Genomic DNA, 18868 nt, shown 5'->3' with positions numbered 1-18868 from the left:
GGGACCTGGGACGCGCGACGCGGACGCGGGGCGCGTGCCGCCGACGACCGCCCGCTCCGCGCTCAGTCCGCCGGACCGGCGTGCTCGATGCGGGCGCTCGCCGTGGCCATGTGGTCGTCCATCGCCCGCTGCACGGCGAGCACGTCCCCGGCCCGGAGCGCGTCGAGGATCGCCCGGTGTTCCTCGTACGCGGCCTCGGTCGCCTGGCGGGTGCGGACCCGGCGGCCGACCCACACGCTGAGCATCGACCGGAGGCTCTGCAGCAGGTCGGCGAGCACGTCGTTCCCCGCGGAGCGCGCGAGCAGCACGTGGAACCGGACGTCGGCGTCGATGAAGGCGTCCGGGTCGTCGAGCGTCTCGTGCTGCCGGTCGATGTAGGTCTGGAGCTCCTCGAGCTGCGCGGGCGTCGCACGCTGAGCGGCGAGGATCGCGGCCGTCCGCTCGAGCGAGGACCGGATCTCGAGCAGCTCCCGCGTCCGGTTCGACGCGAGCATGAGCCCCCACGACAGGGTCGTCGGCAGCAGGTCCGAGGTGCCGCCCTGCAGGTACGTGCCCGAGCCGGGCCGGATCTGCACGATGCCGAGGATCTCGAGAGCGGCGAGGGCCTCGCGCACGGCGGATCGGCCGACCCCGAGCCGTTCGGCCAGGAGCCGCTCAGAAGGCAGCCGCGAGCCGGGGGCCAGCTCGCCCGCGGTGAGCAGGGAGACGAGCTGTCGGGCGACCTCGGAGGCGGGCGACCCCGCCGGTACCGACTCGAGTTCGAGGCGGATGTTGAGCGGGTCGTCCGGGCTGAACGCGGGCATGCAGTGAGCGTACCGTTCGGTCAACCGGTTCGGGCTCCAATCGTTTGGTCAACCGGTTGACAAGTTGCGGACGACCGCGCACACTGGTCCGTGCGCACCGATGCGCCACCTCCGTGCCCGGCGCAGCAGCCCCGCGGAGCACCACCCCACCGAGCAGGAGTCATCGTGGACATCCCCGCCACGCGAGGCATCCCCACCTCGGTCGTCGAGAAGACGGCCATCCGCAAGATCGCGATCCGCATCGTGCCCTTCGTGGCACTGATGTTCTTCATCAACTTCCTGGACCGGACCGCGATCTCCTTCGCGGCCCCGAACGGCATGGAGGCGGACCTCGGTCTGACCGCCGCCCAGTTCGGCTTCGCGTCCGGCGTGTTCTTCATCGGCTACCTCGTGCTCGAGGTCCCGTCCAACCTGGCGCTCCACAAGTTCGGCGCCCGGGTCTGGCTCGCCCGCATCATGATCACGTGGGGCATCGTCTCGCTGCTCTTCACGTGGGTGCAGAACTACCCGCAGCTCGTCGGACTGCGCTTCCTGCTCGGCATCGCCGAGGCCGGCTTCTTCCCCGGCGCGATCCTGTTCCTCTCCACCTGGGTCCCGGCACGCCACCGCGGCAAGATGCTCGCGCTGTTCTACCTGGCGCAGCCCCTCACCAGCGTCATCGGGTCGCCGCTCGCCGGTTGGCTGATGACCCACGAGGGCCTGCTCGGCGGCCTGGCCGGCTGGCGCTTCATGTTCCTCTGCGTCTCGATCCCGGCGATCATCGTCGGCATCCTGTGCCTGTTCGTGCTCAAGGACAAGCCGTCGCAGGCGAAGTGGCTCGACGAGGACGAGAAGCTGTGGCTCGAGAGCGCCCTCGCGAAGGAGAACAGCCAGAAGGAGGGGAACGCGCACGGCAAGGGGGGTCTGCGCGCCGCCTTCGGTTCCGGTCGTGTCTGGATGCTGGCCGCCGTGTACTTCGGCTTCATCTACGGCCTGTACGCCCTGAGCTTCTTCCTGCCGACGATCATCGACGGCTTCCAGGAGCAGTTCGGCACGACGTTCGACCTGTTCCAGAAGGGCCTCATCACGGCGATCCCGTACGTGCCCGCCGCCGTGGTCCTCTACTTCTGGTCGCGTGACGCGTTCCGCCGCGGTGTCCGGGTCTGGCACATCGCGGTCCCGGCGCTCGTCGGTGGTCTGAGCATCCCGGTCGCGCTCTACATGAACAGCCCGGCCGCCACGGTCGCCGTCATCGCGGTCACCGCGTGCTCGATCTTCGCAGCGCTGCCGAACTTCTGGACCGTGCCGACGCAGTTCCTCACCGGCGCCGCGGCGGCAGCGGGCGTCGCGCTCATCAACACCGTCGGCAACCTCGGCGGCTTCGCGGCCCCGTACATCACCGGCGCCGTGAGCGAGTGGACCGGCGGCTACCAGGTCCCGATGTTCATCGTCGGCTTCTTCATGGTGCTGTCGAGCGTCCTGATGTTCACCCTCGCCCGGAACACGAAGCAGCACGAAGCGGCCGAACCGCAGCAGACCGCCCAGGAGACCCACGCATGACCCGTCTGTTCAACGACCCGGCCGACTTCGCGGACGAGATGGTCGACGGCTTCGTCGCCGCGAACCGGGCCCGGGTGCGGAAGGTCCACGGCGGTGTCGCCCGCGCCACGACCAGCCCCGAGGGCACCGTCGCGCTCGTCGTCGGCGGTGGCTCCGGCCACTACCCGGCGTTCGGCGGCCTCGTCGGGCACGGACTCGCGGCCGGTGCGGCGATGGGCAACCTGTTCGCCAGCCCGAGCGCGCAGCAGGTCACCGCGGTCGCGAAGGCGTCCGAGCACGGTGGCGGGGTGCTGCTCAGCTACGGCAACTACGCCGGCGACGTGCTCAACTTCGACGCAGCGGCGCGCGCCCTGACCGAGGCGGGCATCGACGTCCGCACGGTCCGCGTGACCGACGACGTCGCGAGTGCCCCGAGCGCCGAGGCCCACAAGCGCCGCGGCATCGCGGGGGACCTCTGCGTCTTCAAGGTCGCCGGTGCCGCCGCCGAGCAGGGCCGCAGCCTCGACGAGGTCACGGCCGTCGCCACCCGTGCGAACGACCGTACCCGCAGCTTCGGCGTCGCCTTCTCCGGGTGCTCGCTCCCCGGTGCGGACGAGCCCCTCTTCACCGTCCCCGAGGGCCGCATGGCGATCGGCATGGGCATCCACGGCGAACGGGGGATCGACGAAGCCGACGTGCCGACCGCCGACGGACTCGCGGAGCTGCTCGTCGAGAAGCTGCTCACGGAGCTCCCGTCCGGTGTCGCGGTCGACGGGGCACGCGTCGTCCCGATCCTCAACGGCCTCGGTTCCGTCAAGTACGAGGAGCTCTTCGTCGTCTTCGACGCCGTGCAGCGCAGACTGACCGCGGCCGGCGCCGTCGTCGTCGAGCCCGAGGTCGGGGAACTCGTCACGAGCTTCGACATGGCCGGGGTCTCCCTCACCCTCTTCTGGCTCGACGACGAACTCGAGCAGCTCTGGGCGGCGCCCGCCGATGCCCCCGCCTACCGCAAGGGAGGCGCCGTGCCGCAGGAGCGCGTCCCGGCCGACGTCCTCGAGCAGGGCGAAGCGGTACCGGTCACGGTGGGCTCGGAGGAGTCGCGGGCCAGCGCCACGACGGTCGCCACCGCGATCGAGGCGATCAAGACCACCATCGACGCCCACGCCGACGAGCTCGGCCGGATCGACGCGGTCGCCGGTGACGGCGACCACGGCATCGGCATGCAGCGCGGGTCCACCGCCGCCGACGCGGCCGCGCAGGACGCCGCCGCGCGCGGCGCCGGTGCGGGCTCCGTCCTCGCCGTCGCCGGCGACGCGTGGTCCGACAAGGCCGGCGGCACGTCCGGTGCGATCTGGGGAGCCGCCCTGGAGGCACTGGGTCGCGTCCTCGGGGACGACCAGCGTCCGTCGGCTGCCACCGTCGCGCAGGCCGTCGGTGCGGCCACCGAGGCCGTCCTCGCCTTCGGGGCCGTCCCGGGTGACAAGACCATGGTCGACGCGCTCGTCCCGTTCGACGAGGTGCTCACCGCCCGCACCGCGGCCGGCGACGACCTCGTCACCGCCTGGTCCGCCGCCTCGGCCGCCGCCACGACCGCGGCCGACGCCACCGCCGACCTGCTGCCGCGGATGGGCCGTGCCCGCACCCACGGCGAGGACGCGGTCGGCACCCCGGACGCCGGCGCGATCTCGTTCGCCCTCATCACCGCCGCGGTCCTCGCGACGCTCGCAGCGACCTCCGACAAGACCGAGAAGTAAGGAAGCCCCCATGACCGAGCAGCAGTTCCGCATCGTCGTCGGCTCGGACGACGCCGGGTTCGACCACAAGGAGATCATCAAGGCCGACCTCGCGAAGGACCCGCGCGTCGTCAGCGTCACCGACGTGGGCGTCGACGCGGACGGGCACACCGCGTACCCGCACGTGGCCGTCGACGCAGCACGCCTCGTCGCGAACGGCGAGGCGGACCGCGCGATCCTGATCTGCGGCACCGGCCTCGGCGTCGCGATCGCCGCGAACAAGGTCCCGGGCATCCGTGCCGTCACCGCGCACGACTCGTTCAGCGTCGAGCGCTCGATCCTCAGCAACGACGCCCAGGTGCTCTGCATGGGCCAGCGCGTCGTCGGCGTCGAGGTCGCCCGGCGCATGGCGAAGGAGTGGCTCGGCTACACCTTCGACCCGACGAGCGCCAGCGCCGAGAAGGTCGACGCGATCTGCAGCTACGACGGCTCCGCCCCGGTCGGGACCGACGCTCGATGACCGGCACCACGGCGGCCGCCCCGATCACGATCGGGGTGTCGCTGAAGATGTACTTCTCCCACGCCCGGACGCTCGCGTGGGCGGCCGCCGTGGCCGACATCGCCCGGACGCACCCCGCGGTGCAGTCCGGCGCCGTCGAGCTCTTCGTCATCCCGACGTTCCCCGCGCTCGTCCCGGTGCGCGACGTGATCGGGGATGCCCCCGTGACGCTCGGCGCGCAGGACCTGGCGTGGGCGGACAGCGGTGCCTACACCGGCGAGGTGTCCGGCGCCGAGCTGCGCGAGATCGGGGTCGACCTCGTCGAGATCGCCCATGCGGAACGTCGCTCCTTGTTCCGCGAGACGGACGACGACGTCGCGGGGAAGGTGCACGCCGCGTTCCGCAACCACCTGCGTCCGCTGATCTGCGTCGGCGAGCCGAACCGTACCTCCGGTCAGACCGCCGTCGACGAGGTGACCGCGCAGCTCGACCGGTTCCTCGCGACCGCGACCGCGGACGGCCTCGCCGGCCCGGTCATCGCCGCCTACGAGCCCGTCTGGGCCATCGGCGCTCCGGCTCCGGCGCCCGACGACCACATCGTCGAGGTGCTCGCCGGCATCGAGCAGTACCTCGCCACGCGACCCGAACTGCAGGGCAGCACCGCGATCTACGGCGGCAGCGCCGGCCCCGGTCTGCTCACCCGCGGGCAGGGGCGCATCGGCGGGCTGTTCCTCGGCCGGTTCGCGCACGACCCGGAGGCGATCCGCACGATCCTCGACGAAGCGGCACAGCTGGGGGCGACCGCATGACCTCCCTGCTCGGCCTCTCCACGTACGCCTACTCCTGGCGGATGTCCGACCGCGTGCCGTCGCCGATGTCCCTCGACGACGCGCTCCGCGACGCGGCAGCGCACGACGGCGTCGACCTCTTCCAGATCTGCGACCACCTGCCGCTCGACACCGCGTCGGACGACCGGCTGGCCGCGATCCGGGCACTCGCCGACGAGCTCGGGCTCGCGCTCGAGGTCGGCACCCGCGGCACGGACCCGGCGCACCTCGCGCGCTACCTGCACGTCGCGCAGGCGCTCGGCGCGACCCTCGTCCGGTCGATGTGGACGAGCGGCGACGACCAGCCCGATGCGACGGAGACCGAACGTCGCCTGCGCCAGGCGCTGCCCGCCTACGAGGCCGCCGGGGTCACGCTCGCGCTGGAGACCTACGAGGTGGTGGCGACCGCCGACCTCGTGGCCGTGGTCCGTGCGATCGGGTCCGACCACCTCGGCGTCTGCCTCGACCCGGCGAACACCGTCGCACGGCTCGAGCAGCCCGCCGACGTCGTCGCGATGACGGCTCCGCACGTCGTCAACTGGCACGTCAAGGACTCCGGGTTCACGCGTTCGCCGGGCTGGGTCGGGTTCCAGTACACCGGCGTCCGCACCGGCACCGGCGTCCTGGACTACGACGCCGTCCGCGCCGCGATCGATCCCGACACACGGGGCATCAACCGCGTCATCGAGTTCTGGCTGCCCTGGCAGGACACGTCCGTCGGCAACACCGAAGACCCCGCACAGACCACCACCCGCATCGAAGCGGCGTGGACCGAACACACCATCGAGTACATCAGGAGCAAGGAATCATGACCGACACCGCCACCACCACCCACACCGTCGCTGCCGGATCCGGCACGGCCGACGTCACCGTCGCCGTGATCGGTGCCGGCGGCAAGATGGGCACCCGCGTCTCGAACAACTTCGCGAAGAGCGAGTACACGACGCTGTACAGCGAGGCCTCGCCCGCCGGTCAGGAGCGCATCGAGGCCCTCGGCCGGTCGCTCACCGACAGCGTCGAGGCCGCCAAGGTCGCCGACGTCGTGATCCTCGCCGTGCCCGACGTCCTGCTCGGGAGCATCTCCGAGCAGCTCGTCCCGGTCATGAAGTCGGGCGCCAGCATCCTGACGCTCGACCCTGCTGCCGCCTACGCCGGCCTGCTCGCCAAGCGCGAGGACATCCACTACGCCGTGGCGCACCCGTGCCACCCGTCGGTGTTCCTGGAGCGCACCACGAAGGAGGAGTGGGACGACACCTTCGGCGGCATCGCCGCTCCGCAGGAGGTCATCGCGGCCTTCGACGCGTCCGAGTCGCTCGGTGACCAGGACGACAGCGCCAAGGCCGTCGCCGAGGCCGTCATCACGACCATGTACGCGCCCGTCATCCAGGTGCACTGGGTCACGGTGAAGCAGCTCGCCGTGCTCGAGCCGACGCTCGTCGAGACCATCGCCTGCATGATCGGCGACTTCCTCAACGACGCCCTCGAGGAGACCGTCACCGGTGTCGGCGTGCCCCGCGAGGCCGCCCGCGCCATGCTCTACGGCCACACCTGGATCGCCCTGACGAACGGCCTGCGCGGCTCGAACCCGTTCTCCGACGCCTGCCACATCGCGATGGGCTACGGCCGCGAGAAGCTCATCAAGGAGGACTGGAAGCAGGTCTTCGACGACAGCGAGCTCGACTCGGTCATCGCCAAGATGCTGAAGATCGACGCCGTCAAGCGCTGATCGGCCCCATGGACCGGAACGCCCCGCCGACCCCCTTCCGGCGGGGCGTTCCTCGTGGGCCCCACGCCTCGGCGAGCGTGATCGAGGCGACGCCGGGCTCTGTGAGGGCCTCCACCGCGGCGGCGAACCACGCCGCTGCGGCCGCCGAGTGCTGCTCCGGATCCGTCGCGTCCGGCACGAACTCCGGCCCGTGGCCCGCGTCGACGGACGGGTCCGTCACGACGCGACGCGGCGACGTCGCCACCGCGTTGAACCGCGGCCGCAGGGTCACCGGTCCGACGTGGAGCGGCCTGCCGGTGGCCAGCCTGGAGGCACTGCTCACCACCCAGCGCTGCATCCGCACCGACTCGGTCACCTGGGCACGGGACCGGTCGTGCATCTGCGGCGTCACGCTGAACGTCAACGGGCCGTCCCAGTCGCGGAAGAGGTCGATCGTCCGGTTCAGCTCGGTGAAGTGCGCACGCGTGCCGGCCACCACGCCGAGGTCGTCGCCGTGCGCCGCCACCGCCGCACGGAGTGCCCGTTGGAGCGCGGGGGTCGTGACGTGGGTCGCCGGGTCGAACGCGCCGACCCGGACGACCGGCCCGGACGCCAGCACGTCGTCGATCGCCGCGCGCAGCAGAACCGGGTCGTCGGTCACGAACCGGACGTCGAGCGGAGCACCACCGGCGTCCCGTCGCGCCGAGGCGAGGACCGCGGCGACGTTCGGGTCGCCGAGGACGGGTTCGACGAGGATCGGCACCCCGTCTGCGAGCGCGTGGTCGTCCGGACGCGCAGCGGCCGGGGCCGACGCGGCGAGCAGCTGGATCGTCGGCGGGGTGCCCACCGAGGTGGAAGGTGCGCCGTCGAGCAGGGCGAGGTCCGTGGCGGGGGAGGCCGTGCCTCCAGGCCGTGGTGTGCCCGACGGGCCGCAGGCGAGCGTCACGGACTGGTGGATCGCGGTGCCGGCGTCCAGCGCGACGGGGAACGGCTCGGACAGCGGCGTCGAGTACGTCTTGAACGAGGCGTCGGTCCAGTTGCGCTGGTCCTCCATCTCGAAGCCGTCGCCCGCCAGGGAGACGTCGACGTCGATGCCGTCGACCGTCCACGCGTACCCGACGACGTCCGTGGCCGGCTGGTGCGGCGCGATCCAGACCGGGAAGGTGCCCTGGGTCGGTGGCGCGGTCGTGTGCCGGGTGGTGAACGGCGTCCCCGCGAGGGTCGGCGGGTGCAGGACGACCAGGCCGATGCGGTTGCGGCGGAACGCGGTGGTCGTCGTGGCGACGGCGTCGACGTGCACCGTGCCGCCGTCCAGGGCGACGTCGAGCCGGTAGTCCAGCACGGGGTCGCCGTCGTACCCGCTCGTCGCGTCGATGCGGACGTGGGCGCTCGGGACGTCGTCGTGCACCTCGACGCTCCGGCGCACGACGGTGTCGTCGGCGGTGCGCCAGTCGTGGTCGCGGGTGACGAACCGGATCGCGCGCAGGACCGTCACCCCGCGGTGGGTCAGGTCGGCGATCTCGGTGCCCCGCAGCACGAACCGCCACGGTCCGACCTCGACGACGTCCTCCGGGTCGGGGGCTCGGTCCCAGGTGTCGTCGTCGGTCACGGTCTCTTGCTACCAGTCGGTCAACCGGTTGCGCAATGATGGGGTTCGTGGAGCAAGGGTGCTCCGAGGACGGAGCGCACGCATGACCGCACGACTGACCGGCAGGACCGCACTGGTGACCGGCGCCGGAGCGGGGATCGGCCGCGCGATCGCGGACCGCTTCGTCGCCGAGGGGGCACGCGTCGTCTACGCCGACCGGGACGCAGTCGCAGCGGCCGGTGCGGCGGAGGCTGCGGGGGACAGGGCGATCGCCCTGACGGTGGACATCGCCGACGAGCCCAGCGTCGCGGCCGGGTTCGCCGACCTCGCCGCCCGCGGAGCCACCCCCGACGTCGTCGTCGCCAACGCCGGCGTGCAGCTCTTCGGCCACGACGCCAAGGTCGCGGACGTGTCCCTCGAGACCTGGAACCGGACCGTGTCGGTCAACCTCACGGGCACGTTCCTCACGGTCAAGCACGCCGTGCGGGCCATGCTCTCCGGTGGCGGCGGGTCGATCATCGCGACGGGGTCCCCGACCGGGCTCAACGGCGAGGGGGCCGACTTCGCCGCGTACTCGTCGTCGAAGGGCGGCATCCACGCCCTCGTCCGGGCGACGGCGATGGCGTACGCGCGGGACGGCATCCGGGTGAACACCGTGGTGCCCGGCTACACCGAGACGTCACTCGTGTCGACGATCTCGGGCGACCCCGCGGCGCGTGCGGCGATCGTGTCCCGGACGCCGCTCGGCCGCCCCGGGACGCCCGACGACGTCACCGGGATCATGGTGTACCTGGCGAGCGACGAGTCGGCGTACGCGACGGGCGCGGTGTTCCGCGTCGACGGCGGCATGACGAGCCTGTAGGGCCGGGCCGGGTCGGGCCGGGCCGGGCCGGGCCGGGTCGGGCCGGGCCGGGCCGGGCCGGGTCGGGCCGGGCCGGGCCGGCGGGCCGGGCGGACCAGCGGGGCGGCGGGGCGGCGGTCGCCGGTCCCGCCAAAGCGACAGATTCCCGCCGCCATCCGGCGGCACTCCGTCGTTTTCGCGACAACGACCACGCGGCTTCCGAGCAGCGTGTCGCTTCTGCAGGATGGACCGAACACCGGCCTGGAGGCACAGGTCGGCCCCGCCACGCGCCTCCAGGCCGGCACATGGTGAGCCGCGGGCCGCGGCCGCGCGCAGCGCTACGCGGCCTCGCGTGCCGCGAGCAGCGCCCCGAGCGCCGCCGCCCCGCGCTCGGCGTCGGGCACCGTCACCATCCGGGCGCCCCCACCACGCAGCCGCGCGACGAGCCCCGGCCCGGACCGCACCACGAACGCGACACCGCGCCCCGAGATCCGGTAGCCCCAGCCGCCCCACTGTCCGGGCGAGACGTCCTCGTACCCGCACGACTCGATGCGGTCGAGCGGCACGCGCATGAGCGGGATCCGGGTCCAGGTCGAGGTGAGCCGCATCCCGCGCCGGTCGACGGTGACCTCGACGCGGGCGAGGACGAGCACCGAGAGCCCGGCGAGCAGGAGCAGTGCGCCGGTGAACACCGCGACGCCGACGTCCTCCGTCGCCGTGAGCCACGTCGCCCAGGCCCCGGCGAGCACCACGAACGCGCCGACCGCGGCGAACCACCGGCTGCCGATCCGTGCCCGCCACGCGACCCGCGCGTCCGGCGCCACGTCGAGCGGCTCGACGTCGTGCGCGGGCACCGGGGGAGCGGACCGGACGAGCGCGAGCGCCGGCGGCAGGGCCGCGGCGACCGCCACCACGAGGAACACGATCGTCCACCACCACGGCATCGTCGGGTCGCCGGCCGCGTTCGACAGGGCGATCACGATCCACACGCTGACGAGGACGCCGGCGAGCAGGTCCAGGACGACGGTCAGCATCGCGGCGGTGCGCCGGTCGCGGAACCGCAGCGCGGCCACCGCGAGGACGACCGCGCCGACCGCGACCACCGCCGTGATCCAGAAGAACACCCACGGGGACCCCCACCCGTTCGGCGTGCCGCTGCCGTCGAAGTGCGTCGCGACCCGGCCCGGCAACCTCGGGCCCACGGTCACGGCCACCACGCCGAGCACTGCGGCCACCACCACGGGCGGCGCCACCACCGCCACCCGCGCCCCGGTCCCCATCGATCGTGTCGTCATCGTGCCCCCTTGATCATCGTGTACAGGTCGTCGAGCGGCACCCCGAGGGTCTCTGCCTGGTCACGGAGTTCCACGACGAGCGCGCGCAGCCGGTCGAAGGACGCGTTGCCGGACCGGAGCACGGTCGCACCCCGGCCACGGCGGAGCTCGATGAGTCCGTCGTCCTGCAGCTGGGCGTAGGCGCGGAGCACCGTGTGCATGTTCACGTCGACGGCGGCGGCGAGGTCCCGCGCGGACGGCAGGCGCTCGCCGCTCCGGAGCTCACCGCGGGCGATGGCGTACCGGACCTGGGCGGCGACCTGCTCGGCGAGCGATGCCTTCGCGGCCGGGTCGACGGTGATCAACATGTTCGCATTGTATGCGAACAATGCGCTGGCGTCCGGATAGCGCGGACTGGGTGCCCGCTCCGCGCCGGTGTCCGGGATGCGCGTACCGTCACGAACAACGACGATCTCACTCTGCGTCCCAGAGGCGCTCCCGTGGCACCTCCGTGACCCCGAGGACCGTCCTGGACGTCCGGCCCACTCGCGGGCCGACGCGGAACCAGCGGTCTCGAACAGGGAGCACGGCATGACCACGTACGAATCGAACGACGACGTCCAGCCGGTCCGGGTGACCACCTACCGGCACCTCCGGAAGGCGACGCGGCGCGGATGGGCCGTACCGGTCGAGTCCGAGCCCTCGCTGGCCGACCTCATGAGCAACGGCGCACAGCCCCTCACGCGTGGCCGTCGGGTCGGCGGAGCGGAGCGCACGTGAGCACCGCGGCCGCCGGACCCGACGACGGCCCACTCTCCGACGTGCCGATCGAGGAACTGCGCCAGACAGTGGTCCGCGAGACCGTCCGCAGCGGCACCGACCCCGATGAGGCGGTCGCGTTCTACCGGGGCGTCTACGACAGCCCCGACTTCGCCGTCGCCCTCGGCGACACCGGCTTCGGCTTCCGGTACCGGGCCACCGGCGACGGCCGCGTGAGCCTCCGCACCTCGTCCGTGTCCGCCCGCCGTGCCGGACTGCTCGCCCCGCAGCGGCAGTACCTGCTCGCGTGGTCGGTGGAGGGGAACGTCACGATCGACGTCGATCGCGACGACCCCGTCGGCCTGCACGCCGGAGTGCCGGTCATGCTGCCGGCCGGTCGTCCGTTCCGGGTGGCCGCCGACCCGGGGACGGTCCACTTCGTGCACTTCGACGCCGACTTCCTCGAGGCAGTGGCGGTCGTCGGCACCGAGTCCGCCCCGATGCCGCTCGGCTTCCCGGTGGCGGTGTCCCCGGAGCGCCTCGCCCCGTTGCAGTCGGTCCTCCGCGAGATCGCACGTCCGATGCTCGACGTCGACGTGGCCGACGGCGACCGCGCGGTGCTCGACCTCCGGCTCGCCGAGGCTGCCCTCGACGCGTTCCGACCGGCCCCGGACGAGCTCGACCTCGGGGTCCCGGTCGGCACCCTGGCCCGCGCGAAGGCCTTCATGTACGCGCACTTCGACCGGTCACTCGCCGCGACCGACATCGCCGCCGCGGCCGAGGTCAGCGTCCGCACCCTGCAGGAGGCGTTCCAACGGCAGGAGGGCAGCACCCCGATGGGCTACCTGCGCGACCTCCGGCTCGAGAAGGCGCGCCTCGGCCTGCAGCTCGCGGATGCCCATGAGACGTCGGTCTCGGCCGTCGCGCAGTCCTGCGGGTTCCGGCACATGGGCCGGTTCTCGGGCGCCTACTTCGCGACGTACGGCGAGTACCCGGGCGACACGCTCCGCGGTCGCCGCCGGGTCGTCGCCGTCGCCGACCGCCCGGAGCGGACCGACCCGCCGGCGTTCGTGCTCGGCTGACCACCGGTCCTGAGTCGACCATCAGGACGGCCTGGAGGCACGGGGCGCGTCCCGTGGTCCCGCCCAGCCCGTCCCGTGGTCGCGCGGATATCGTCGGGTGATGCAGCCAGAGACGTGTCCGGCAGCGACCGCGGCCGGTGCCGAGGTCGCCACCCGCGGCGTCGGCGCACCGGTCCTCGTCGTGCACGGGACGCCCGGCGGCATCGACGTGGCAGAGATCATGGCGCGGTTCCTGCCGTCGGCGGACTTCCGCGTCGTCACCCTCTCGCGGCCCGGGTACCTCCGGACCCCGTTGCCCACGGCCGCGCCGACGCTCGACGACGAGGCCGACCTGTACGCCGCCGTGCTCGACGACCTCGGCATCGACCGGGTCGGCGTGCTCGCCTGGTCGGGTGGCGGACCGGCCGCCTACCGGTTCGCCGTCCGGCACCCGGACCGGGTCCGGTCCCTGGTGGTGGCCGCCGGGCTGACCGGCTCCTGGGCGCCGCCGGAGGTCTCCGCGCCGGAGCGGTTCGTCGGCGGCACGGCGTTCGGGGCGTCGCTCGCGCGCGCTGCCGCTCGGCTGCTCCCGAGGGTCGTGGTGCGTCTGGCGGTGGGCGGTGTGAGCTCGCTGCGCGGGGCGGCCCTGCGGGAGCACGTCGCCGGCGTCCTGCACGACCCCGTCCGTCGGGCGTTCGTGCTCGACCTCGCCCGGACCGGCAACACCTCGGGGCCGCACCGCGACGGCTGGGACACCGACGTCCGGAACCTCGGGGCGATCGACGACCTCGGACTCGCGGCGGTGCGCGCCCCGACGCTCCTCGTGCACGGCGACGCGGACACCGACGTGCTCCCGTCGCACAGTGCCAGGGCGGCGGCCGAGGTCCCCGGAGCCGAACTCGCCGTCCTGCCCGGCGGCACGCACTTCGCGCTCTGGGACCACCCGGAGGCGGGGGCCGTGCAGGCCCGCGTGCGCGAGCACCTCCGTCAGGCCTGACCGAGGGCGCCTCCGAGCGCACCGCCGAGCGAACCTCCGAGCGCACCGCCGAGCGCACCTCCGAGAGCACCGAGCAGCGCGTCCAACGCCCGGTCGAGCTCGGGCAGGGTGAGCCCGCCGTACCCCAGCACGACGCCGTCCGGAGCGCTGCCCGGGGCCACCTCGTACTCCGCGAGGGCGCTGACGAGCACGCCGGCCCGCGCCGTCCGTGCCACCACGGCCCGCGCGGTCGCCAGAGCCGACCACGTCACCACCGCGTGCAGTCCGCCGTTCAGGGCACGTGCCTCCAGGCCGGGGACCCCGTCGAGACGCGACGCGATCAGCTCACGTCGGTGCGTGTAGTCCCGCCGGACCCGGCCGAGGTGCCGGCGGAGCGCGCCGGTCCGGAGCAAGTGCGCGAGCGCGACCTGCACGGGTTCCGCGACCACCGGCCCGCGCGCCACCCGCGCGGCCGCGACGGCGTCCGGCACGGCGCCGGGCGGCAGGACGAGGTAGCTGCAGCGCAGCCGCGGGTCGAGCGTCTTCGAGAACCCGCCGACGTGCAGCACGACGCCGGCGGTGTCGAGCGCCGCCAGCGCGGGGACGGGGGAGCCGCGGTGCCGGAACTCCGAGTCGTAGTCGTCCTCGACCACGGTCGTCGCCGTGTCGACGGCCCAGGACAGCAGCCGCTGCCGCCGGGCGACCGGCATCACGGAGCCGAGCGGGTACTGGTGCGTGGGGGTGACGACGACGGCGTCGACCGGCGGGAGCGCAGGCAGGGCGTCGACGTCGAGGCCGTCGTCGTCCACCGGGACCCCGACGAGTTCGGCCCCGGCGCTCGTCATGGCCCGTCGTCCGGAGCGGTAGCCGGGGTCCTCGACGGCGATCCGCGGGGTGCGGCCCAGGTGGTTGCGGAGCGCCTCGACCACGAGCGACAGTGCTTCGGAGGTCCCACCCGTGACGAGCACGCGGGAGACGTCCGGCGCGAACCCGCGGCGCAACCCGAGCTGCGCGGCGATCTGCGCGCGGAGCTCGGGCAGGCCGGCGGGATCGGACAGCGCGTTGCGCAGCGGGGCGTCCGCCGCGGCACGCCAGGCCGCACGCCAGTCCCGGGTGGCGATCGCGGTCACGGCGGGGATACCGGGCCGTGCGTCGAGCAGCGGGACGGGCCCCGACGCGTCCCGAGCCGGCGACCGTCGCACTGGACCGGTCGTCGCCGCGCTGACCGGCATCCCCGGCACGCCCGGAGCGACGCGTGCCACAGCCCCCTGCCGCGTGCGGATCCACCCTTCGCCGTCGAGTTGCTCGTAGGCGGAGACCACCGTGCCGCGCGCCACCCCGAGCTCCGCCGCGAGCGCCCGGGTCGACGGCAGTGCGTCACCGGCCGCGAGCGTGCCGTCCTGCACCATCGCGCGCACCCGCGCCACGACACCCGCCGTCTTGCCCGCACCCGACTGGTCCACCGGAGTACCGCCCATCTGGTCCACGATCCGGACCACTCGCGAATCTAGCGTGACACGCATGCGCACCACGAGCCTCCCGTCCGACGCCCCAGCCAGCCCCTCGCTCACCGTCCGCCGCCTGCGTGACCGGCAGTCCCACGACCCCGCCGACCTGCGGGCGATCCTCGACGAGGCGATCGTCGCCCACGTCGGCTTCGTGCGCGGCGGCCACCCGCTCGTCCTGCCGTTCCTGTGCGGCGTCGGTGACCTGGGTGACGGCGCCGTGCTGCTGCTGCACGGCTCCACCGGCGGCGGGCTCTTCCTCGACGCCGGCGCGGTGGGCGTCCCCGTCGCCGCCACGGTCACCCACGTCGACGGGCTCGTCTTCGCCCGCTCGACCTTCGACAGCTCGGCGAACTACCGCAGCGCGATGATCGTCGGCAACGCCACGGTCGTCCCGGACGGCTTCCGAGCCGAGGCGCTCCGGCAGGTCGCCGACCACCTCATGCCCGGCCGTCGCGACGAGGTGCGCGAGATGACCGCCAAGGAGGTCCGCGCCACCCAGGTCCTGCAGCTCCCGCTCGACCGCGCGAGCGTGAAGATCCGGGCGGCCGGTGTCGGCGAGGCCGTCGACGACGGCGAGGACCACGCGGTCTGGGCGGGCGTGCTCCCGCTCGCCGTCCGTGCCGGGGCGCCGCTGGCGGGGGACATCTCGGGGGACAGCCCGGTCGACGGGTCGGTGCGCGCGACGGCGGCCCGCCTCGACGAGTTGGCGATCGGCCGGGAGGCGCGGATCGCCGCCGTCATGCGGCCCACGCCCGCCTGACGGCCGGTCCGGCGCGGGGCGCGAGGGGGCCGACGGGCCCTCGAGGCCGCATCTGAGCGGGCTGCGAGGAACGGCCCAGGCTGTGACGACCCGCAGGAACGCGCCGGGACTGCCCAGCCGGGTTCAGGTTCGTGACCAATACGTTATCCAACCGAGTCGCCTCGTTCCCTGCTCGGGTCGGCTCGTGAAGACCCGGAAGGAACCATGGGACGCCACGCACTCCCCGCAGCACCCGACGCTGCAGTCAGCGCTGCCGCTGATCGCCCGTCCGTCGCCGATCCCGGTGCGCTGCGTCGTCCGCGTGGTCGCCGTTCCGCGTTCGGCCCGGCCGTGGCCCGGTCGACGTTCGTGGAGCACACCAAGCCGGCCCGTTCCGTGTCGCTGTCCCAGCACCGCCCGGTCGCGTCGACCGCGGTGGCCGGGGCCGCCGTCCTGAGCCGGTCCGCCGCGCTCCGTGCCGAGCGAGCGGCCGACCCGCGACACGTCCGCCGTGCCGCGAACGCCAAGCGCGCGGCGATCCTCCTCGCGCCGGCACTCGCCGTGACCTCGAGCCTGACGCTGTCCGTGCCGGCGAACGCGGCCACCCCCTCGACCGACGCGCACCACGGCACCACGACGTCGCAGCAGGCGCAGGAGTACACGGTCGCCCGCGACGTCCAGGTCCCGGTCGTGTCGACCGACGGCATGACGACCACCACGACGGTCGTGTCCTACCCGACGATCGTGACGAAGTTCGGCGTGAGCACCCAGCAGGCCGAGGACGCCATCTCGAAGGTGCTCTCCGCCGGCGGGGACCGCGCGACGATCGTGTCGACGGCGCTGCAGTACATGGGCGACCCGTACGTCGAGGGTGGGGCGAGCCACCAGGGCATCGACTGCTCCGGCCTGACGATGGTGGCGTACGCGGCCGTCGGCATCCCGCTGGTGCACTACGTCCCGACGCAGGACGCCGCGGCGACGACGATCCCGGAGTCCGAGGCGAAGGCCGGCGACCTCGTCGTGTACGACAACGAGGACCACGTGGGCATCTTCCTCGGCGACGGCCTCGTGCTGCAGGCCCCGCACCCCGGCGACCCGGTGGACATCGTCCCGATGTACTCGGCCGCCCACCACTTCGCGCGGGTCCTGCCGGCGGGGGCCTGACGGGATCACGTATCCTGGAGTGATGGCCTCCGACACACGCACCCCGTTCGAACAGCAGCAGTCTGCTCGTCCGCAGGTGCGTCCGCGCACCGAGGGCTGGACACAGGCACAGGACTCCGAGGGTCGGCCCCTCCTGCAGTTCGCCTCGCCGAAGCGCGGCAAGCCGCCGGTGCACCTCGCCGACATGACCGTGGCGGAGCGCGAGGCCGCCGTCGTCGCTCTGGGACTTCCGAAGTTCCGCGCGAAGCAGCTGTCGACGCACTACTTCACGCACTACTCGTCCGACCCGGACACCATGACCGACCTGCCGGCCGCCCAGCGCGAGGAACTCGTCGCGGGCATGCTCCCGCCGCTCCTCACCGAGACCCGTCGACTCGCGACGGACAAGGGCGACACGATCAAGTTCCTCTGGAAGCTGCACGACGGCGCCCTGGTCGAGTCGGTGCTCATGCGCTACCCCGGCCGGATCACCCTCTGCGTCTCGTCGCAGGCGGGTTGCGGCATGAACTGCCCGTTCTGCGCGACGGGGCAGGCCGGCCTCACCCGGAACATGTCCACGGCCGAGATCATCGAGCAGATCGTCCGGGCCAACGCCGCCATCGCCGCGGGGGAACTCGGCGGTGACCCGCGCAAGGGCGGGAAGGACCGCGTCGACGCCGAGCGCGTCACGAACATCGTCTTCATGGGCATGGGGGAGCCGCTCGCGAACTACAAGCGGGTGATGGACGCCGTCCGGACCATGGTGGCGCCGCAGCCGCACGGGCTCGGCATGAGCGCCCGCGGCATCACGGTGTCCACGGTCGGTCTCGTCCCGGCGATCAGGAAGCTCGCCGACGAGAACATCCCCATCACGTTCGCCCTGTCGCTGCACGCACCGGACGACGAGCTCCGTGACGAACTCATCCCGGTGAACTCGCGGTGGAAGGCCGACGAGGCGATCGACGCCGCGTACGAGTACTACGCGAAGACCGGCCGTCGGGTCTCGATCGAGTACGCGCTCATCAAGGACATGAACGACCACGCGTGGCGGGCGGACCTGCTCGCCGAGAAGCTCAACAAGCGCGGCAAGGGGTGGGTGCACGTCAACCCGATCCCGCTCAACCCGACGCCCGGCTCGGTGTGGACGTCGTCCGAGGTGCACGTGCAGGACGAGTTCGTCCGCCGCCTCAACGCCGCCGGCATCCCGACGACCCTGCGCGACACCCGCGGCAAGGAGATCGACGGGGCGTGCGGACAGTTGGCCGCGGCCGAGTAGGTCGGTTCGGTTCGTTCGTCGGGAGGCACGGTGCGGGTTCGCACCGTGCCTCTCGTCGTTCCCGGGTCGGGCCGGCCGGCGCGCGGCGCGGGCGCATGGTGCGAGGTTCCGCGCACGGTGGCACGTTCGCGGGGTCGCACACTGGCCGGAACCGCGCACGATCCGCGTGGTTCCGGGCCTCGAGCAGCCGACACGCCCGGGATGTGAGCCGGGTTGGTGCTGCCGTTCACCTCTGCGTAAAGTAATCACTCGTTGCCGCTGAGGCGGAGAACGGAACGGCCGAGACGGTCACCTGGTCACAGACCCGGAGATCTTGTCCGCCACGGTTCTTCCCCGGGCAACGAAAACCTAAAGCCTCTCTGGCGACGCTCGCTTCTGCGAGTCGAGTGGGGAGTGCGTCTGGTCCTTGAGAACTCAACAGCGTGCACATTGTCAATGCCAATTTATTGACCCCGTGCGTGATCAACTTCGGTTGTGATCGTCGGAGACAATTCCTTTTGGATTGAAGATTGTCAGTAGACAGTCAACAGTCAGAATCAACTCGCTGGCACTTCGGTGTTGGTTGTAATTTTTTTACGGAGAGTTTGATCCTGGCTCAGGACGAACGCTGGCGGCGTG

The 18868-nt window shown here is 72.8% G+C and carries 18 protein-coding genes; 13 read left to right on the top strand and 5 right to left on the bottom strand.

The features are described from left to right. Nucleotides 1–62 precede the first annotated feature (62 nt). Nucleotides 63–803, bottom strand: a complete 741-nt coding sequence (locus CRP27_RS09100; protein WP_079238696.1) for a FadR/GntR family transcriptional regulator — start codon at nucleotides 801–803, stop codon at nucleotides 63–65. A 165-nt stretch (nucleotides 804–968) separates the two neighbouring features. Here CRP27_RS09100 and CRP27_RS09095 point away from each other — a divergent pair, with 165 nt between their 5' ends. The 6 genes from CRP27_RS09095 to CRP27_RS09070 are packed head-to-tail and all read left to right on the top strand — an operon-like array spanning nucleotide 969 to nucleotide 7106. Then, nucleotides 969–2342 carry an MFS transporter gene (locus CRP27_RS09095; protein ID WP_097180404.1) on the top strand — a complete coding sequence of 458 codons (1374 nt, stop codon included), beginning with the start codon at nucleotides 969–971 and terminating at the stop codon, nucleotides 2340–2342. Further along, the gene (locus CRP27_RS09090; protein WP_097180403.1) at nucleotides 2339–4075 is read left to right on the top strand and encodes a dihydroxyacetone kinase family protein; all 1737 of its coding nucleotides are present in this window, start codon (nucleotides 2339–2341) and stop codon (nucleotides 4073–4075) included. The genes CRP27_RS09095 and CRP27_RS09090 overlap by 4 nt, the downstream gene beginning before the upstream one ends. Nucleotides 4076–4085: 10 nt before the next feature. Next, nucleotides 4086–4574 carry a ribose-5-phosphate isomerase gene (locus CRP27_RS09085; RefSeq protein ID WP_097180402.1) on the top strand — a complete coding sequence of 163 codons (489 nt, stop codon included), beginning with the start codon at nucleotides 4086–4088 and terminating at the stop codon, nucleotides 4572–4574. Further along, nucleotides 4571–5362, top strand: coding sequence for a triose-phosphate isomerase family protein (locus CRP27_RS09080; RefSeq protein WP_097180401.1), 792 nt, complete (start codon nucleotides 4571–4573; stop codon nucleotides 5360–5362). The genes CRP27_RS09085 and CRP27_RS09080 overlap by 4 nt, the downstream gene beginning before the upstream one ends. Continuing rightward, entirely contained in the window at nucleotides 5359–6192 is an 834-nt protein-coding gene (locus CRP27_RS09075; RefSeq protein ID WP_097180400.1) for a sugar phosphate isomerase/epimerase, read from the top strand. Before CRP27_RS09080 ends, CRP27_RS09075 begins: the two co-directional genes overlap by 4 nt. Continuing rightward, the gene (locus CRP27_RS09070) at nucleotides 6189–7106 is read left to right on the top strand and encodes a phosphogluconate dehydrogenase C-terminal domain-containing protein (protein ID WP_097180399.1); all 918 of its coding nucleotides are present in this window, start codon (nucleotides 6189–6191) and stop codon (nucleotides 7104–7106) included. Before CRP27_RS09075 ends, CRP27_RS09070 begins: the two co-directional genes overlap by 4 nt. On the opposite strand, the gene CRP27_RS09065 is transcribed toward CRP27_RS09070, so the two are convergent. Beyond that, the gene (locus tag CRP27_RS09065; RefSeq protein WP_097180398.1) at nucleotides 7096–8694 is read right to left on the bottom strand and encodes a hypothetical protein; all 1599 of its coding nucleotides are present in this window, start codon (nucleotides 8692–8694) and stop codon (nucleotides 7096–7098) included. The genes CRP27_RS09070 and CRP27_RS09065 overlap by 11 nt on opposite strands. Nucleotides 8695–8776: 82 nt before the next feature. On the opposite strand from CRP27_RS09065, the gene CRP27_RS09060 reads away from it, so the two are divergent. Then, nucleotides 8777–9535 (top strand): SDR family NAD(P)-dependent oxidoreductase, encoded by a 759-nt coding sequence (locus CRP27_RS09060; RefSeq protein WP_097180397.1) that lies wholly within the window; start codon nucleotides 8777–8779, stop codon nucleotides 9533–9535. A 317-nt stretch (nucleotides 9536–9852) separates the two neighbouring features. Here the strand turns inward: CRP27_RS09060 and CRP27_RS09055 are convergent, their stop codons facing one another. Both CRP27_RS09055 and CRP27_RS09050 read right to left on the bottom strand, forming a co-directional pair. Further along, nucleotides 9853–10809 carry a DUF1648 domain-containing protein gene (locus tag CRP27_RS09055; RefSeq protein ID WP_097180396.1) on the bottom strand — a complete coding sequence of 319 codons (957 nt, stop codon included), beginning with the start codon at nucleotides 10807–10809 and terminating at the stop codon, nucleotides 9853–9855. After that, on the bottom strand, nucleotides 10806–11156 hold the full coding sequence (locus tag CRP27_RS09050) for a GntR family transcriptional regulator (protein ID WP_097180395.1): 351 nt from the start codon (nucleotides 11154–11156) through the stop codon (nucleotides 10806–10808). The genes CRP27_RS09055 and CRP27_RS09050 overlap by 4 nt, the downstream gene beginning before the upstream one ends. A 223-nt stretch (nucleotides 11157–11379) precedes the next feature. Here CRP27_RS09050 and CRP27_RS17840 point away from each other — a divergent pair, with 223 nt between their 5' ends. The 3 genes from CRP27_RS17840 to CRP27_RS09040 all read left to right on the top strand — a co-directional run bounded on the left by CRP27_RS17840 (nucleotide 11380) and on the right by CRP27_RS09040 (nucleotide 13605). After that, a complete protein-coding gene (locus CRP27_RS17840) occupies nucleotides 11380–11568 on the top strand; it encodes a hypothetical protein (protein ID WP_101686003.1) in 189 nt (62 codons plus the stop codon). Then, nucleotides 11565–12629 (top strand): helix-turn-helix domain-containing protein, encoded by a 1065-nt coding sequence (locus tag CRP27_RS09045; protein ID WP_101686002.1) that lies wholly within the window; start codon nucleotides 11565–11567, stop codon nucleotides 12627–12629. The genes CRP27_RS17840 and CRP27_RS09045 overlap by 4 nt, the downstream gene beginning before the upstream one ends. A 100-nt stretch (nucleotides 12630–12729) precedes the next feature. Next, entirely contained in the window at nucleotides 12730–13605 is an 876-nt protein-coding gene (locus CRP27_RS09040; RefSeq protein ID WP_097180393.1) for an alpha/beta fold hydrolase, read from the top strand. On the opposite strand, the gene CRP27_RS09035 is transcribed toward CRP27_RS09040, so the two are convergent. After that, on the bottom strand, nucleotides 13596–15083 hold the full coding sequence (locus CRP27_RS09035) for a PLP-dependent aminotransferase family protein (RefSeq protein ID WP_176505539.1): 1488 nt from the start codon (nucleotides 15081–15083) through the stop codon (nucleotides 13596–13598). The two genes, CRP27_RS09040 and CRP27_RS09035, sit on opposite strands and share 10 nt — an antisense overlap. 22 nt (nucleotides 15084–15105) lie before the next feature. On the opposite strand from CRP27_RS09035, the gene CRP27_RS09030 reads away from it, so the two are divergent. From CRP27_RS09030 to rlmN, 3 genes are all read left to right on the top strand, one after another. After that, a complete protein-coding gene (locus CRP27_RS09030; RefSeq protein WP_097180391.1) occupies nucleotides 15106–15852 on the top strand; it encodes a pyridoxamine 5'-phosphate oxidase family protein in 747 nt (248 codons plus the stop codon). Between the two features lie 204 nt (nucleotides 15853–16056). After that, the gene (locus CRP27_RS09025) at nucleotides 16057–16995 is read left to right on the top strand and encodes a C40 family peptidase (protein WP_097180390.1); all 939 of its coding nucleotides are present in this window, start codon (nucleotides 16057–16059) and stop codon (nucleotides 16993–16995) included. Nucleotides 16996–17017: 22 nt separating this feature from the next. Then, a complete protein-coding gene (gene rlmN, locus CRP27_RS09020) occupies nucleotides 17018–18250 on the top strand; it encodes a 23S rRNA (adenine(2503)-C(2))-methyltransferase RlmN (RefSeq protein ID WP_097180389.1) in 1233 nt (410 codons plus the stop codon). Nucleotides 18251–18868: the final 618 nt, after the last annotated feature.

It is taken from the genome of Curtobacterium sp. 314Chir4.1, assembly GCF_900215175.1.
GTDB lineage: Bacteria > Actinomycetota > Actinomycetes > Actinomycetales > Microbacteriaceae > Curtobacterium > Curtobacterium pusillum_A.
Note: the sequence above shows the minus strand (reverse complement) of the source record. Positions and strands in the feature narration are given on the sequence as shown.